The organism is Pedobacter sp. 22226 (assembly GCF_052045455.1).
GTDB classification, from domain to species: Bacteria; Bacteroidota; Bacteroidia; order Sphingobacteriales; family Sphingobacteriaceae; genus Pedobacter; species Pedobacter jeongneungensis.
Genome location: NZ_JBQEPB010000003.1, coordinates 178,158 through 195,139, shown reverse-complemented (window position 1 = coordinate 195,139; position 16,982 = coordinate 178,158). Strand labels below are relative to the sequence as shown.

Genomic DNA, 16,982 nt, shown 5'->3' with positions numbered 1-16,982 from the left:
ACTTTTGCTAAAAGACATAAATACAACAGATTGAATTTTAACGACTTTAATTTTAACCCCGATTTATACGAAGGCTTAATGGCCATGGGGTATAAAAGCGCTACTCCAATACAAGAACAAGCCATACCGGTAATTTTAGATAATCATGATCTGATTGCCTGCGCCCAAACCGGTACAGGGAAAACCGCCAGCTACCTTTTGCCCGTAATGGATAAAATTAGCAAAGCAACCGACAGGCATAATAATACTTTAATCCTGGCTCCAACCCGCGAACTGGCTCAACAGATTGATTTACAGGTTGAAGCGCTGGCTTATTTTACCAACATTAGCTCTTTAGCGGTATATGGTGGGGGAGATGGCATTGCGTATGAGCAACAAAAACGTTCGATGCGCGAAGGTGTGGATATCATTATTGCTACTCCGGGCAGGTTAATGGCGCATTTATCCAGTGGTGTATTAAAACTGGAACATTTACAGCATTTAATCCTTGATGAAGCCGACAGGATGTTGGATATGGGCTTTTACGACGATATTATCCGCATCATCAGCTACCTGCCAAAGAAAAGGCAAACGCTTTTATTTTCGGCTACTATGGCACCTAAAATAAGGACAATGGCTGGTAAAATTTTGCACGAACCCAAACAGATTACCATTTCGATTGCTAAACCTGCCGAAGGAATTGACCAACAAGCCTACAATATCCACGATCAGCAGAAACAGGCATTATTAACAGAGATTTTTAAAAGCGACCAATACAAAAGCAGTATCATTTTCGCCTCTACCAAAGAAAAAGTAAAGGCATTGTATAAAGCTTTTAAAGGTTTGGGCATAAAAGCCGAAGCTTTTCACTCTGATTTGGGACAGAAAGAACGCGAAGATATTTTACTGGCCTTTAAAAACAGAAGGTTACCGATTTTAATCGGTACAGATGTTTTATCACGTGGAATTGATGTGGAAGGAATCGATTTAGTAATCAATTACGATGTTCCCGGCGATCCGGCTGATTATGTACACCGTATTGGGCGTACCGCAAGGGCAGCCACAAAAGGTACAGCCATCACCCTGGTTAATGGAAGGGATAAGCGTAAATTTGATAACATAGAGAAACTAATTGAAAAGCCTGTTCCGCGCATGCCCTTGCCCGAAAGTATTGCAGCAATGGAAATTATACCTGTGGAAGAAAAAAGGCCTCAGCATAACGGCAAGAAAAAGGTTTGGCATAAAAAGAAAAAACCAAAACCATCTGCTTAAAATGTAAAAAGGAAGATGTAAAATGGATGATTTAGCTAGCGATAGGAAATCATCCATTTTCTTTTATAGATTAGCTTTGCATTATTCAAATGGCAAATTTTATTCTTATCGGTTTATGTATTCTGGCGGGCATTCTTTTCAGAAAAAGCAAATCGCTGCCTAAAGATGCACACAAGGGCATTAATGCCTGGATTATTTACATCGCATTACCTGCTGTTTCATTTAAGTACCTGCCACACATTACCTGGACGAAGGATCTGCTTTTCCCGGCAATGGCACCTGTTTGTATCTGGTTGTCCGGTTGGTTGTTCATCACCGTTTACAGCCGTATAAGAAATCTCAGTAAAGCAACTTCCGGAGGTTTAAAATTAACCAGCTCTTTAAGTAATACTTCTTTTGTGGGGTTTCCTTTAATTGTAGCTTATTTTAGTGAAAAGGAATTGGGTATCGCCATAATCTGTGATCAGGTAACATTTACCCTGTTATCAACCATTGGAATTATTGTCGCTATCCGCTCGTCGCAGCACCAAATATTAAGCGGAAAACTGGTACTTAAAAAAGTATTAACTTTTCCGCCGTTAATCGGTTGTGTTTTAGCCTTAACCGTTCCACATTTTGTAAATATTACCACACTTAATCCGTTATTTGATAAGCTGGCCGGTACGGTTGGTCCGCTGGCTTTATTTTCGATTGGTTTGCAGTTAAAATTTGGGGGTTGGTTCAGCGAACTAAAGCACATCAGTTTTGCGCTGTTATATAAACTGATTTTAGCGCCTTTAGTGGTGATGCTGATTGCTGTTATCTTGGGCATGAGCGGTACAATTACCAAAATAGCTGTTTTTGAGATGGCCATGCCTACATTATTAACAGCAGGCGTGGTGGCCGATCAGTATAATCTTAATCCTAAACTCTCCAATCTGGTGGTTGGCATCGGGATTGTGCTTTCGTTTATTACCACGGGTTTGTGGTGGCTGGTGCTGAGGTATTCGGGGCTGGTTTAAAATTATTCTCGTTTTTAACCGCAAAGTACGCAGAGACTGTTTTTAGAGGCTGGCTACCGAAATACAGATTAACACGGAGGATTTAACATACGCCCGAAATAACGATACTTTGAGTGTTTCGCCAACTGCCCAATGCTTCGCGCCCTTTATGGTTAAACCAACAAATATTGTGTTAAATTAACATTCGGGCAAACTGATCGGAATATTGGTTGCGAGGCCTCCATCAGAGGTTTCTTTGTATTTGGCATTCATATCCAAAGCAGTTTCCCACATGGTATTAACCACAGCATCAAGACTCACCTTTGCTTTATCGGGATTGCTCTGTAAAGCCAGCTGACTGGCTGTAATGGCTTTAATGGCACCCATGGTATTTCGTTCGATGCAGGGAATTTGTACCAAACCACCAATCGGATCGCAGGTTAAGCCCAAATGATGTTCCATGGCGATTTCTGCGGCCATTAAAACCTGCCTTTGCGAGCCACCAAGACATTCGGTTAGTGCTGCTGCTGCCATGGCAGAGGAAACACCAATTTCGGCCTGACAGCCACCCATTGCTGCGGAAATGGTTGCTCCCTTTTTAAAAATACTGCCAATTTCGGAAGCACAGGCAATAAACTGAATGATTTTATCTTCGCTATAACCATCGCAAAAAGTAATAAAATATTGTAATACGGCCGGAATTACACCAGCAGCGCCATTGGTAGGGGCAGTTACCACACGGCCAAATGATGCGTTTTCTTCATTTACAGCCAGTGCAAAACAGCTTACCCAATCTAAAGTATAATTAAAGCCGTTGCCACCTTTTCTAATGGCATCAACCCAGCTATCGTAATTGGTATATTCGCTTTTATTAATTAAACGTTTATTCAGCGGGAAAGCCCTTCTGGCTACATTTAGTCCACCGGGTAAAAAGCCAGTGGTGTGACAGCCACGGTAAATACAATCGCGCATTACCGCGAAATGTTGTAAAATACCTTTTTTGGTTTCTGCTTCGGTGCGCCAGGCCAGTTCGTTTTCCATAACGATCTCGCTCACTTTTAAACCGGTAGACAGGCACCAGTGTAATAATTCTTTAGCTTTTTCTACCGGAAAAGGTAAGTCTACCTGTACTTTATTGCTATTGTCTTCACCTTCTTTCACCACAAAACCGCCACCAATGGAGTAATAGGTTTCAGAAAAAGCTTTGCCACTTTTTAAAAAGGCCTGAAAAGTTACTGCATTAGGGTGAAAAGGTAAACTCTCGGTAAAAAGGAAGAGTAAATCTTCATCATAATCAAAATCGATGATCAGGTGGCTGGCAAGGTTCAGTTTTTTATCTTTTTGGATGTTTTCAAATGTTGGGGTAACGGCATCCACATCAAAAGTTACTGGATCAGCCCCGGTTAAACCCAATAAAATAGCCACATCGGTTCCATGGCCTTTTCCTGTTTTGGCAAGGGAACCATATAACAATATCTTGATGCCTTCAACATCATCAATTAAGCCATTTTGAGCAAGCGAAGCTGTAAATTGTTGGGCCGCACGCCAGGGGCCTAAAGTATGTGAGCTTGAAGGGCCAATGCCTATTTTAAAGATATCGAAAACCGAAATTTGTTCCTTGATCATTATGAATATAAGTTATACAAAGCTATGATTGTTTTATGATTCTGACTAAATTAATTTTGACTGAAGATGAAAATATTTTACCTTAGAAAGATCTAAATTAAACGCACTAAAAATGGACTTCAACAACAGTTATCAGGAAATTGATTTAAGCTACTGCCGTGCCAGCTCAGGCAAAAGACTGGCAAATTACATCATCGACCTTATTGTTTTTTACATCATTCTTCTTGGCATTTACATCTGCATCGGAATTTTACTTCCGGGAATTTTAGATGGAATCAATGATCTTTTAGACCGGTTGATCGCGATGGTTTGTTATGGCTTTATTATGTGTTTAATAGAAGCTGTTTCACGTGGAAAATCAATCGGAAAACTCATTACAGGCACAAAGGCCGTAAACTTAGATGGCAGCGAGATTGATTTTGGAAAGGCATTTACACGAAATATGATCCGCTCGATTCCTTTTAATGCAATTAGTGGACTCGGTAATCCTTGTGATCCATGGCATGATCGCTGGTCGGACACGATTGTTGTCGACGAGAAAAAACTGGCTTTACAAACCCAGCGGGCAGATCTTTTTGATTCGGTTAAAAATCAAACTCTATAATATCGTTATCTTTTAGCATGCGCTCTACAAACTTCTGATGGTTTTGCGGCGTTCCGGTGGCTACCCAGTTTCCGGTGATGATATCGTTTACCAATTGATGCTTGCCGCGTTGTGGTTTAAGTTTACTTTCGCGAAAAACTTCTTCATAGCTTTCCAGATCGCCATGGGTATGTTGTTTTTTTACGATGCGGTAAACGCGTTTGGTAAAACGGCGGTCGCCGATTTCTTCCAGAAAGGGAAAAATAATCAATGCCAGTAATACCACAATGGTAACGCCAATGGCCTGTTCATAATAACCGGAGCCTACTGCCATACCAATGGCGGCAACAATCCAGATAATACAGGCTGTAGTAAGCCCTTTTACGCGGTTTTCTTCTTTAAAAATTACGCCTGCACCAAGAAAACCGATACCGGTAACAATGTTCGAGGCGATACGGTCCTGACTGGTTGGCCCGATTTTGATGGATAAAATGGTAAACAGGGTGGCACCCAAACCGATCATCATCATGGTTTTTAAACCGGCAGATTTACTTCTGTATTCGCGTTCTGCACCGATAATGCCACAAAGCAGGGTAGCCAATAAAAACTTATTGATTTCGCTTTGTGTAATAAAATGGTTTTGATCTAAGATATCGTTCATTGCCTTGAGTTATCAATGGCAAATTAATAAAAATCGTAACATCTCAGGCCATTTGCACGGCCACCATTTGAACTATTTGGAAAATATTTTTCGTATCCTACTCCGATTTCTGAAGTTCCGCCGGTATTGCTGTAGTTGATTTTCGAGGTTGTAGCATCGTGACTGATGCCTAATCTGAATTTTTCGCCATTGGTTCGTCTGTTGAAAATATCAAAGATCACCGAAAAAACAACGGCATCGTTTCCGTTCGCATTGCCATCGTTACGGTACCAGATGCCTGCATTTATACCTGCATATTTATACTGCATGCCTACACTGAACGATTTTACGTTACCTTGTTTATAGGCCACAATAGAAGGGATGAGGTAATTCCCGTCGCGATCGTACTCATCAGGCACCAGGGTTAATTTATAACTTAAATTACCAGAAATACGCATGGGCAACCTGGCCTGAAAACCTGACAGGGATTCATCCGGGCGGTTAAGGTGATGCACTGCTAATCCCATCATAAATTTGCCCACCACCAGGTTGGCGCCTGCATTCGAATCGAAGTAATAGCGGCTATCTACACTTGGCCTTTCGGCGCCTGAAACACTGCCGGGAATGTAACCCGTGCTAATATCGATCTGATCGCCAAAAACAAGCTTATCCCAGTTTAATTTCTGGTTGGTAATGCCTTCCTGCAAGCCAAAGGATAAGGTAAAATCATCTCCGCCAATAATATATGAATAGCTTAGGGCAACATTGTTTTTCACCAGGTAAGCGGTACCCTCACTGCTGCGGTTAAAAATAATACCAATACCGCTATTTAATCTTGACAAGTTAAGGTCTCCTGAGGCGGTCATGTAAGAAAAATCGCTCGCCAAACCTGTCCATTGGTTACGGTATAAGGCATTAAACCTGATATCACCTTCAAACTGACCGGTTAGCGCCGGGTTTAAGTAAATCGGTGCATTGTAAAACTGCGAATAAATATGGTCCTGTGCCAACGAAACCATTGGCAATGCCCAAAACAAAAATAATATTATCCTGCTCCTCATCATCTTATTAAATATATTACACCCGTTTTCTTTGGAGGAGATGAATCATAAGTCATCCCTTTCCAATCGCTGCCATTAATAAATTTTATGTCTACTTTCCAGTAGTAAACGCCCTGTGGCTGCTCTTGTCCGTTGTAGGTGCCATCCCAACCCTCTAAAGGTGAGCCATCATCCAGTTTGGTGGTTTCCCATAATAGCTGGCCCCATTTATTAAAGATTGACATTTGCCACTCTTTTATGCCACGGCCTTTAGCCTTAAATACTTTGATTTCGTTTTTCGCACTTGCCGGCATAAATGAATTCGGGATATTCAGATAACCCGGCACCCCGATAATCCGGACCGATTGAAAAGTATTGGAAGAACAGCCTTCTTTGTTAAGTACCTTCAGGGTTACGTTGTAGGTGCCTTCATTGGCATAAGTGTGGGTAGGATTTTGCAGGGTTGAAACAGCACCGTCACCAAAAGTCCACTGCCAGCTCACCGCATCCACGCTAATGTCCTTAAAGGCAAATGTGTAGTTCGGAATGGAGACTTCGTTCCCCGGAGTAACCGTAAAAGTTGCTACAGGTGGGGGCACAACATGGATATAATCGGCTATGGTAGTGCTTTTTGTACAGCCGAGAGCGTTGGTTGCCGTGAGGGTAACCGCATAGTTTTTCCCTGCACCATTAAATGTATGTGTGGGTTCTATTGCATTTGATGTTGGCGAACCATCACCAAAATCCCAAACATAACCTATGGCGCCGGTACTGGTATTTTTAAACTTAACTGTTACGCCATCGCAGCCACTTGTTCTATCTGCAGTAAAACTTACGCTGGGCTGTGGTAAAACTTCAACAGTTTCGGTTGTGGAGGCGTTAGAACAATTGTTCGATGCGTATAGTGTAATGGTATATTTTCCCGGCTCGGTAAAGGTATGCGATATGGTTTCGGGTGCAGTGTGGGTAACCGTAGTGCTGCCATCGCCAAAATCGTAAACAAAAGTGCCGGCACCTTTGGTGTTATTAAAGAAATCGACTTTTAAAGGGGCACAACCCTTAAGCTGGTTGCTGTTGACCACCAATTCAGGGATAATATCGTTAGGTGCCACACGGATAGAATACTGAGATTCACTACTGCCGCACTCGTTGGTGGCGGTCATTTTTACCACGTAATCCCTAACCGCCAAAGTGGTATAAGTATGGCTTACGCTGTTTTTATCGGTTACGGTTAGCGGTGCAGAGCCATCGCCAAAATCGTAGGTATAACTGGTGTAATTTCCTGGCGAAGTATTACTAAAAGTCACCGCCAGGGGAGAGCAGCCTGTGGTTTTATCAGGAGAGAAAACAGCAACTGGTTTGGCTTTTACCAATACGGTTGAAGTTTGTGTAGTGATGCCGCAGGCGGTGGTAGCCTTTAAAGTAACAGTATAAGTGAGGTCTTTTCCTGTCGGATCTGCCTGGTAGGTAACCGCCGGTGGTTGGGCCAGATTTGAATTCGTCCCGTTTCCGAAATCCCAGTAAAAGGTTGCTGCAGTTAATGAATTCGAAGTATTGGTGAAAACAACGTTTAACGGTCCGCAGCCCGATGTAGCACTTTGTGTGTATGCCGCAGTTACATTTTGCAGGGTACTAAATGTGTGGCTGGTTTCATCACTATTACAACCCAAACTGCTTGTTACCACTAGTTTAATCACCACATTTTCATTATCATTTGCAATAGTGTAGCCCGGAAAAGTAATGCCAGTGCCAATCTGTACGCCATTGGCAAACCAGGTGTAAGTATTATTGCGATCTGTGTAAGGGGTAGCCGATATATTGGCGGCGGTTAAAACGAAAGGCGGACAACCTTTATCGGTATTAAAAACCAACTCAGCCTTAGCCGGAGGATTCACTGTTATTTTTACCTGATTGCTCAAATTGTTGCTACAAGCACCGCTGGTTACCGATCGCCTGTAAAATATGGTTGCAGTAGGAGCCGGAGGGGCAAAATTAATACCGGTTGCACCCAGCACATCAGTCCAGACTGTTCCGTTTATGCTCGATTGCCATTGATAAGTATAAGTACCGCTTCCTCCGCTTGGTACTGAACCAGTAAGCGAAGCTGCAGCGGTGCCCAAACAAATAGTTTGATCGGCAGAAATGGTGTTATTCGTTAATCCCGGCAGAACGGTAACCTGTATCGAATTACTGATCGAAGTACAGATGGTGCTGTTTACCAATCGCCTGAAATAAGTGGAAGAATTTAGAGTTAAAGTTAAATCTTTATTTATAGCCGATGGCACATTGGCCCAGGTATTTCCATCAGCGCTGCTTTGCCACTGATAGGCAAATGTGCCCGTGCCACCTGTTGGGGTTTCGCCAGTGATGGTAATGCTTTGGCCAGCACAAACAGGAGCCGTTACAGGATTGATATTATTGATAACCGGTGGATAATAGGTTACGATGACCTCATCAATGGAAGGAGGACAACCATTAAAACCGGAAATCGTCCACCTGAAGGTATAAGTTTGTCCGGGTGCCAAACCCGTAACGGTGGTGTTGTATAACGTAGGATCGGTAATGGTAACACTGGTTTGTGCAGATACTAAAGTCCATGTGCCGCTGTTTGGGGCAGGATTATTTCCGTTCAGGGTAATGCCGTTTCCGCTACATAAATTTTGATCAGGGCCCGCATTCGCAGCTACTGTTCCGGGATTTACCGTAATAGTGGTTATCGTTGAGATGGCTTCGGCACAGCTACCACTTTGCACTACAGCGCGGTATTTGGTGGTAATGGCCAGGTTAGAAAAAACAAAAGGATTGGCTGTTGAAGTAACGGTAGACCAGGTTACACCATTGTCAATAGAGCGTTCCCAGCGGATAATATTTCCAACCTGCCCGGTTAAAGTAATATTGCCGCCATTTGCTCCTGCACAAACCGCTACATCTCCGGCAGTGGTTCCGCCAATACTTAACGGATTAACGGTAATCTGTACATCATCACTTGATGTAGAGCAGTTGGTGTCTGCAATTGTCCATCTTAAAATGTAAGTGTTACCGGGTACTAATCCACTTATATCAGTGTTAGGTTGTGTATCATCGGTAAAAGTGATGGCAGTAGGGGCCGAAACAATGGCCCACTTCCCCGTACCCACTACCGGCGGATTTCCTTTTAGGGTATAAGTGCTTGCATTACAAATGGCTTCATCCGGACCAGCATTGGCCAGTGTTGCGCCTGGCAATACGGTAATGGTAACAGTTGCTGGCACACCCGGACAGCCGTTTGAAGACACAGGCGTAATCGTATAAATTACTGTGCCGGCTGTGGTGCCCGAATTGGTTAAAATATCGTTAATCTGGGTGCCTGCCGATGCAACAGTTCTATTGGTATTTCCGGTGATGTTACCTGTTACAGCGCTGGTATAAGTATAATTTACGGCTGGTAAATTGGCCGACAAGGTAATGGCTGATGATGTTTTATTGCAAATGGTTAAGCTGGCTGCTGTTGCTGTTACAATGGGGTTTGGTTTAATGGTAACCACCAGATTAAATGGTGTACCATCGCAGCCATCTGAGTGGGGGATGATGGTATAGGTTACCGTGGCATCAACGCTAAGATCTGTATTGGTTAATATATCATTAATATTTCCGGTTCCGTTTATGGTATAACCGTTTGCTGTTGCCGTTCCGGTGGCCGTCCAGGTGTAGGTAACGCCGGTAACTGCAGAGGTTGGCGTGTAGGCGACACTATTGCCTGTACAGATGGCTTTTGTGCCTGCGCTGGTTAAGCTAATATCTGGCTTAATGGTTAAGATAATATCATCATCTATCTGGTTACACGGAGCAGCCAGCGTTGTGGTTACCCTTAATTTTAGCGTAACAGTTCCAGCTGCTTTTTCGGCTGCGGTAGGGGTGTAAACAGCATTTAAATCGTTTCTGTTTGGTGTAAAGCTTCCCAATCCTCCAATCCATGTTTGTGTTGAGGTGGTGCCCGTTATCATTCCATGTAAGGCAAAACCAGAATCGTTAAAGCAAATAGCCTGATCCGGTCCTGCATTAACCACAGGGGCCGTGCTGAAAGTCAAAACCTGGGTATCTGTAGCTGTTCCGCAGTTGTTTTTATGTATAACAGTTACAGTGTAAGTGTCGTAGCTGTCGAATTTTATCGACGGATATTTGGAATTGGCTGTTGTTCCCCCTGCAAAACTATAAGTTCCGGAACCCGATGGAACTACCGTCCATGTATAGGTATCCGGTAAATCTTTCGAGGTTCCGCTAATGGTGGTTTTGGTTGGCCCTGTTGTAGTATTGTTAAAATCGTAAGTAGAAAGGTTGCAAAGTGTAATATCAGGCGAAAGGGTAGCTAAAGGACTTGAATTTACTACTACAGTTTGCGGTAAACTTGTAGCCGGACCGCACGATGGCGTAGAAATGTTTAGCGTAATGGTATAAGTACCCGGATTGGTAAAAATGAACTGTGGTTCTTTACTGGTAGCACTTGTACCACCAGCATAACCTACTGCCGGTGTAACCGACCAAAAATAGTTGTTTGCTGCATTGCAGATGTTATCGATAACCGAAAGGTCAGAAGCTTTTAAGGTTGTGCCGGCACAAACGGTGGTTGATGGTAAACTAAAAGCGGGCTTGGGTGGATCCTGAATACAGATTTTCATCTCTACGGGATCTGCGTTACAAGCGCCGGAACTATTTGATTCTAAACGGATGGTATGCTCCCCACGCGTAGGGAATTTATACACCAGGTTATAAGATCTCGGCTGATTTGCTTTAACGGGTACATTGTCAACATACCAGTTATAAGTTACCTCATTAGGTGAGCAGCCCAGTGTATTGGTATTTGGGTTTTCGCCCAGGGTAGACGTGTTTACAAAAGTGATGTCAGTATTGGTGCAACCTGGCGTGTTGAAGGCGAAAGAATTTACCGGTTTAACCACAACCTTTGCCGATGAAGAAACAGGCGTACCGATTATGCCGCAAAAGGTATTCGATACATTGATGGAAACATCAAAAGCATTATAAATTGTGCCTGCGCTCGAGGTAGAAACACTTCCACACGAAGATTTGATGTAAGAATGCGCCACTCTACCGCCATTATTAATAATCTCGCAAAGGGTATAGGTAGTAGTGGTTTGGTCGCCCCAGGTAATGGTATAAATATCGCCCGGAAAGTTGTTTTGGATACCGGAGCCCGAAGTTACATCAACATTAAAGGTTAAAGCGCCTAAAGGTAAACACACTATGGTATTTCCGGTATTGGCGAAGGCGGTTATCGTTTTATTGTTAATGAGTAAATAAGCCTTTGTAGCAACGGTACCATCAGGCATTACGGCTTTGGTATATATGGTATAATGTGATTGCTGAGCAGTAAAATTTTGTATTGGAGTGGTGAAAGAAAGATTGGTTGTACCTCCGCCGCTTCCTCCATCTGTTACTGTGGCCGTAACCGTACTGTTTGCTGTAGATTCGTTGCTGATTAAAAAACTATTATCTGGCTTACTCGTACAGGTACCAAAAGTTTCTTTATTGTTGTTGTTTAAGTAATTTGAGGTAAGTTTTGCTTCAACAGGTGCCCCCGCTTTTACTTCAAACGGGGTAGATGCGACACTAGCCGAAGTTGGGGCAGTTGTTTTTACCCTTACCCGATAACCTGTGCCGGGTGTAAGGCCCGGAGGAAGTATCCCATTGATGTAAGTGCTGTAAAAGCCTGCATAGGTACCAATCAGGGTCTCTGCGCCGAAATTTCCATTTTGATCAGACAGGTATAATTGAAATATATTTCCCTGCGATATACAGCTTGCAGGCACCGTAAAGGGAACCGCAATGGTACTGCCGGGCGTAAACGGACCAGGATCTACCGTACCTATGGTAACCTGGGCTAAAACATTTGACGTGCACAAAAATGCCCCAAAAAATAGGACAAGAAAAAGCCATTTCCTTTTACAACGAATCTTCATAAATCTCTAACACTAGGGAATGTTTTTATTGCGTTCTGGAAGCGATGTTTGGAACCAGCTCTAACCTGTCACTCAGAAATGAGTACCGGGCCTGAGACGCGTCAATAAATATTCATTACAAAGAACGTAATTTTCACATTACATTTTATAAAATTTTACACCAATACCAACTAAATGAGCAGGTTATAAGAAGTAAATTTTCGTTTTTTGGCGTTAAAAGGCATAAAAAAACCCTCAGTGCCTTAAGCGCTGAGGGAATATTTTACACGAAATAGTTTCGCTATGGAGGTGGTATTACATCATACCGCCCATACCGCCGCCACCCATTGGAGGCATTGGAGCACCACCTTCTTCAGGCTCGTCTGCTAAAACAACTTCTGTAGTTAATAACATCGCTGCAATTGAAGCTGCGTTTTCTAATGCTACACGACTTACTTTAGTTGGATCGATAACACCGGCACCAATTAAGTTTTCGTAAACACCTGTACGGGCATTGTAACCGTAATCTGCTGTACCTTCTTTAACTTTTTGCACTACGATAGAACCTTCAATACCTGCGTTTTCGCAAATCTGACGTAATGGCTCTTCGATAGCACGACGGATGATCTGGATACCAGTGTTTTCATCCTCGTTAGCGCCTTTTAAATCGGCGATAGAGGCAACTGCACGGATAAAAGCAACACCACCACCAGCAACAATACCTTCTTCTACAGCCGCACGGGTTGCATGTAAAGCATCATCAACACGGTCTTTTTTCTCTTTCATTTCAACCTCACTGGCTGCACCTACGTAAAGAACTGCAACACCGCCAGCTAATTTAGCCAAACGCTCCTGTAATTTTTCTTTATCATAATCAGAAGTAGTCGTTTCGATCTGAGATTTAATCTGGCTAACGCGTGATTTAATATCGTCTGAATTACCGGCACCGTTAATTACAGTTGTATTGTCTTTATCAACAACAACTTTTTCAGCAGAACCTAAATAAGTTAAATCAGCATTTTCTAATTTGTAACCTCTTTCTTCTGAAACAACGATACCGCCCGTTAAAATTGCGATGTCTTCTAACATTGCTTTTCTTCTGTCGCCAAAGCCCGGAGCTTTAACAGCAACCACTTTTAACGAACCACGGATTTTATTTACCACCAAGGTAGCTAAAGCTTCGCCATCTAAATCTTCAGAAATGATTACCAATGGTTTACCAGTTTGAACCGTTTTTTCTAAAACAGGCAACAATTCTTTCATGTTGCTGATTTTTTTGTCGTAGATTAAAATGTAAGGATTATCTAATTCAGCTTCCATTTTATCTGCATTGGTAACAAAATAAGGAGATAAATAACCCCTGTCGAACTGCATACCTTCTACTGTTTTTACTTCAGTTTCAGTACCTTTTGCTTCTTCAACAGTAATTACACCATCTTTACCTACTTTGCCCATTGCCTCAGCAATTAAAGCACCAATTACCTCATCGTTATTAGCTGAGATAGACGCAACCTGTTTAATTTTGTTGTTATCCTCGCCAACAGTTTGTGATTGTGCTTTTAAATTTTCTACAACAGCAGCAACCGCTTTATCAATACCGCGTTTTAAATCCATCGGGTTTGCACCTGCAGCAACGTTTTTAATACCGGTTGTAATAATCGCCTGAGCCAATACAGTAGCGGTAGTAGTACCATCACCAGCAATATCAGCTGTTTTCGAAGCTACTTCTTTAACCATCTGAGCACCCATGTTCTCAACTGCATCTTTTAATTCGATTTCTTTAGCCACAGTAACACCATCTTTGGTAATTGCTGGTGAACCGAATTTTTTATCGATGATTACGTTACGGCCTTTCGGGCCTAAAGTTACTTTTACTGCATTTGCAAGAATATCAACACCTCTTTTCAGGGCGTCGCGTGCTTCTACGTTATATTTTACTTGTTTTGACATTACTTTTTAAATTTTGAATGATTGTATGTTAGAATGATTGCATCTGTATTTATCATTCTAACATTATTATTTATTTGTTGATTGATGCTGAATTTACTCTTTCGAAACTCAGTCATTCAATCTTAATTATTTACCCTACAACAGCGTAAATATCAGTTTCGCGCATGATCAGGTAATCTTTACCTTCGTAAGGGAATTCGGTACCGCCGTATTTACCATAAATTACAACATCGCCAACTTTTACACTCGCTTTTTTACCTTCAGAATCTTCTTCAGAAACAGAAACCACAGTTCCTTTAGATGGTTTTTCTTTAGCAGTATCAGGGATATACAAACCCGATGCAGTTTTTTCTTCTGCCGCAGCCGGTTCAACTATTACTCTGTTCGAACTGCCAGCAATTGGTTTAAGGTTTAACGCCATAACTTTTATTATTTTTTATTTTGATTTTAAGTTTTTTAACTACGCATACATTTAACACTTTTTGTGCCAAGAGGTTTGGAGGGACAAATTTTCACCAAACTGTCAATCTTTTTACCCTAATTGGAATGCAGCGTGTCAGCATGGCAGTAAGTTTTTAAATTTTGAGCCAGATTTATCTCTTACTCGTCATTGCGAGAAGGCTTTTTCAGCCGACGAAGCAATCTTAATGCTATGGGTATAGCGATTATTTTAAGATTGCTTCGTCGTTCCTCCTCGCAATTGACGGTTGCTCTATACCGCCTTTTCCGTTAAATACTTCCAGTACCTTTTTGGTACATGCTGCAAATGCAGTTTGGTATTTTTCCGTGCTACAATATTGGCGCTTTTAAAATAATCTTTCCAAAGGGTGGCATATAAAGCTTCACCTTCATCCATTAAAACCGGAGCAGGATTTTGCTTATTTACGCCATTGCTAAAACTGATGGTGATTTCTTCAACCGTATTTAAATTATAATGCAGTCCATATTTACGTTTCAGATCGTAAATTACCCATTGCTGATCGGCATACCGGTTTTTAAAGTGATTGGAAATTAGGGGCAATACATTAAAATCGGGATCAATGCCCGCATAGAAAATCCCATCGCCAGTTTTCTGAAAACGGATAAAGGCTTCCATGCGGTGTTTTTCGCGCTCTACGCTTTTGGCATATTTAGCAAGCGCGATTACATGTTCATTGCCATAATTGCTTTCGGCACCTGCCGGATTTTGAAAAATATAAAGGCTAAACTGAAAAAGATGGTTGTAAGCATCCGGAATTTCTGATAGGTAACTGCAATAGAACTTGCGGAGCCAATCTTTTTTAATTTTTTTTTCCAAACCCGCCCAAACCCGATCGGCCTTATCTCCGTCGGTGGTAACAGTAAAACTTTCTACAAAAGCTTCGGGCTGGAAAATTTCGATCGATTTTAGCACAACTTTTCCCGGCTTGCGCTCAAACCACTCAAAAACAGCTGTTAAAAGGCCTTGCAGGGAGCCATCGAAAATGTAGGTCATGGGTTTGTTTGTTAGGTCGTCATCTCGACTGAAGCGCAGCGGAATGCCTGCCCGTACAGGTGGGGAGAGATCTATAGTAGATTTCTCGACTGCGCTACCATCCGCTCGAAATGACGATCGCGGGGGATTTAAAACAAAATCATCTGGTTACTATCTGTTTTTAAATATTTACTCTGACTTTCGGCCAGAATAAAAGCTTTTATCTGTGTTCCCTGATAATCTTTCAGTTGGTACGGCGTATCTAAACAGGTAATAAAATGTTTGGCGCGGTTATAAGCCACACCGATTTTTTTTAACTGATCGATCCTCAATTTACCAAATTTGCGGGCCTGTACAATTTTTTGTGCAGACATTACACCAATACCCGGAATGCGGAGGATCATTTTATAATCGGCAGTATTAATATCAACCGGAAAATGCTGCATATTGCGGATGGCCCAGCTCAATTTAGGGTCGATATCGACATCCAGGTTGGGGTTGGCATCGTTTAAAATTTCCTGCACCTTAAAACCGTAAAAGCGCATCAGCCAATCGGTTTGGTACAGGCGGTTTTCTCTTAACAAAGGTGGTTGAGTACCCAAAACAGGCATCCTGGTGTCGTTACTAATGGGCACATAACCTGAATAATAAACCCTCTTTAAAGCGAAATTTTTGTAAAAGGCATTGGCCGTGTACATAATATCTTTGTCACTCTCTGGTGTAGCACCAATTACCATTTGTGTACTTTGGCCGGCAGGTACAAATTTGGGCACATGTTTAATCAGCTTTTTATCTGCGCTAAACTGGGTAATTTGTTGCTGAACAAATCCAAGTGGCTTAATTACGTCTGCATGGCTTTTTTCGGGCGCTAAAAGTTTTAAGCCTGCTTCAGTTGGCATTTCTAAATTGATACTCATACGGTCGGCATAAAGGCCTGCTTCTTTAATCAGTTCATCGCTGGCGCCCGGAATGGTTTTCAGGTGGATATAACCATTGTAATTTTGCTCTAACCGCAGTTTTTTAACCACAAGCAGCAAGCGTTCCATCGTAAAATCGGCATTTTTAAAAATCCCTGAACTCAAAAACAGGCCTTCAATATAATTTCGGCGGTAAAAATTCATGGTAAGGTCTACCACTTCATCTACCGTGAAGGCTGCACGTTTTATATCATTACTTTTGCGCGAAACACAAAACAAGCAATCGTATATACAATGGTTGGTTAAAAGGATTTTTAAAAGCGAAACGCATCGGCCATCTTCAGTATAGGTGTGGCAAATGCCGGATGTATGGCTATCACCCAGGCCTTTATTGGTGTTTTTTCTTGTGCCGCCGCTTGATGAACAAGAAACATCGTATTTAGCGGCGTCAGCAAGAATATTAAGCTTTTCACGAATTCGATCAGACATAGGTAAATTATTTACTAACAAATATAGTTTAAATAACTAAAAATATTAGTAAAAAGATTTGTTTAATCCATTCGTTTAAGGAATATTGTTTAACCGTGATAAAGTTAGTGCTTAAACATT

11 protein-coding genes are annotated in these 16,982 nt (G+C 42.0%); 3 read left to right on the top strand and 8 right to left on the bottom strand.

Going from position 1 to position 16,982, the window contains the following annotated elements; all coding sequences use genetic code 11:
* The first annotated feature begins 30 nt into the window (after nt 1-30).
* Complete coding sequence (locus ACTJKC_RS07725) at nt 31-1,251, top strand: DEAD/DEAH box helicase (protein ID WP_440790948.1); 1,221 nt, start codon at nt 31-33, stop codon at nt 1,249-1,251.
* A gap of 89 nt (nt 1,252-1,340) precedes the next feature.
* On the top strand, nt 1,341-2,252 hold the full coding sequence (locus ACTJKC_RS07720; RefSeq protein ID WP_440790947.1) for an AEC family transporter: 912 nt from the start codon (nt 1,341-1,343) through the stop codon (nt 2,250-2,252).
* A gap of 177 nt (nt 2,253-2,429) precedes the next feature.
* Here the strand turns inward: ACTJKC_RS07720 and ACTJKC_RS07715 are convergent, their stop codons facing one another.
* Nucleotides 2,430-3,857 carry an L-serine ammonia-lyase gene (locus ACTJKC_RS07715; RefSeq protein WP_440790946.1) on the bottom strand — a complete coding sequence of 476 codons (1,428 nt, stop codon included), beginning with the start codon at nt 3,855-3,857 and terminating at the stop codon, nt 2,430-2,432.
* A 112-nt stretch (nt 3,858-3,969) separates the two neighbouring features.
* Between ACTJKC_RS07715 and ACTJKC_RS07710 the strand changes: the two genes are divergently transcribed.
* The gene (locus ACTJKC_RS07710) at nt 3,970-4,461 is read left to right on the top strand and encodes an RDD family protein (protein ID WP_440790945.1); all 492 of its coding nucleotides are present in this window, start codon (nt 3,970-3,972) and stop codon (nt 4,459-4,461) included.
* Here ACTJKC_RS07710 and ACTJKC_RS07705 read toward each other — a convergent pair.
* The 7 genes from ACTJKC_RS07705 to ACTJKC_RS07675 all read right to left on the bottom strand — a co-directional run bounded on the left by ACTJKC_RS07705 (nt 4,442) and on the right by ACTJKC_RS07675 (nt 16,862).
* Entirely contained in the window at nt 4,442-5,101 is a 660-nt protein-coding gene (locus ACTJKC_RS07705; protein WP_344853298.1) for an MgtC/SapB family protein, read from the bottom strand. The genes ACTJKC_RS07710 and ACTJKC_RS07705 overlap by 20 nt on opposite strands.
* Before the next feature lie 23 nt (nt 5,102-5,124).
* On the bottom strand, nt 5,125-6,144 hold the full coding sequence (locus ACTJKC_RS07700; RefSeq protein WP_440790944.1) for a PorP/SprF family type IX secretion system membrane protein: 1,020 nt from the start codon (nt 6,142-6,144) through the stop codon (nt 5,125-5,127).
* Nucleotides 6,141-12,017, bottom strand: coding sequence for a PKD domain-containing protein (locus tag ACTJKC_RS07695; RefSeq protein WP_440790943.1), 5,877 nt, complete (start codon nt 12,015-12,017; stop codon nt 6,141-6,143). Before ACTJKC_RS07695 ends, ACTJKC_RS07700 begins: the two co-directional genes overlap by 4 nt.
* 351 nt (nt 12,018-12,368) lie before the next feature.
* The gene (gene groL, locus ACTJKC_RS07690; protein ID WP_344853294.1) at nt 12,369-14,003 is read right to left on the bottom strand and encodes a chaperonin GroEL; all 1,635 of its coding nucleotides are present in this window, start codon (nt 14,001-14,003) and stop codon (nt 12,369-12,371) included.
* A 130-nt stretch (nt 14,004-14,133) separates the two neighbouring features.
* Nucleotides 14,134-14,424 carry a co-chaperone GroES gene (locus tag ACTJKC_RS07685; protein ID WP_025141798.1) on the bottom strand — a complete coding sequence of 97 codons (291 nt, stop codon included), beginning with the start codon at nt 14,422-14,424 and terminating at the stop codon, nt 14,134-14,136.
* Nucleotides 14,425-14,715: 291 nt separating this feature from the next.
* On the bottom strand, nt 14,716-15,477 hold the full coding sequence (locus ACTJKC_RS07680) for a TIGR03915 family putative DNA repair protein (protein WP_440790942.1): 762 nt from the start codon (nt 15,475-15,477) through the stop codon (nt 14,716-14,718).
* A 128-nt stretch (nt 15,478-15,605) separates the two neighbouring features.
* Nucleotides 15,606-16,862, bottom strand: a complete 1,257-nt coding sequence (locus ACTJKC_RS07675) for a putative DNA modification/repair radical SAM protein (RefSeq protein ID WP_344853292.1) — start codon at nt 16,860-16,862, stop codon at nt 15,606-15,608.
* Between the last annotated feature and the right edge of the window lie 120 nt (nt 16,863-16,982).

Coding starts and splice junctions, on each gene's coding strand:
- ACTJKC_RS07720 (WP_440790947.1), top strand. CDS start 1,341: ATGGCAAATTTTATTCTTATCGGTTTATGTATTCTGGCGGGCATTCTT.
- ACTJKC_RS07715 (WP_440790946.1), bottom strand. CDS start 3,857: ATGATCAAGGAACAAATTTCGGTTTTCGATATCTTTAAAATAGGCATT.
- ACTJKC_RS07710 (WP_440790945.1), top strand. CDS start 3,970: ATGGACTTCAACAACAGTTATCAGGAAATTGATTTAAGCTACTGCCGT.
- ACTJKC_RS07705 (WP_344853298.1), bottom strand. CDS start 5,101: ATGAACGATATCTTAGATCAAAACCATTTTATTACACAAAGCGAAATC.
- ACTJKC_RS07700 (WP_440790944.1), bottom strand. CDS start 6,144: ATGATGAGGAGCAGGATAATATTATTTTTGTTTTGGGCATTGCCAATG.
- groL (WP_344853294.1), bottom strand. CDS start 14,003: ATGTCAAAACAAGTAAAATATAACGTAGAAGCACGCGACGCCCTGAAA.
- ACTJKC_RS07685 (WP_025141798.1), bottom strand. CDS start 14,424: ATGGCGTTAAACCTTAAACCAATTGCTGGCAGTTCGAACAGAGTAATA.
- ACTJKC_RS07680 (WP_440790942.1), bottom strand. CDS start 15,477: ATGACCTACATTTTCGATGGCTCCCTGCAAGGCCTTTTAACAGCTGTT.
- ACTJKC_RS07675 (WP_344853292.1), bottom strand. CDS start 16,862: ATGTCTGATCGAATTCGTGAAAAGCTTAATATTCTTGCTGACGCCGCT.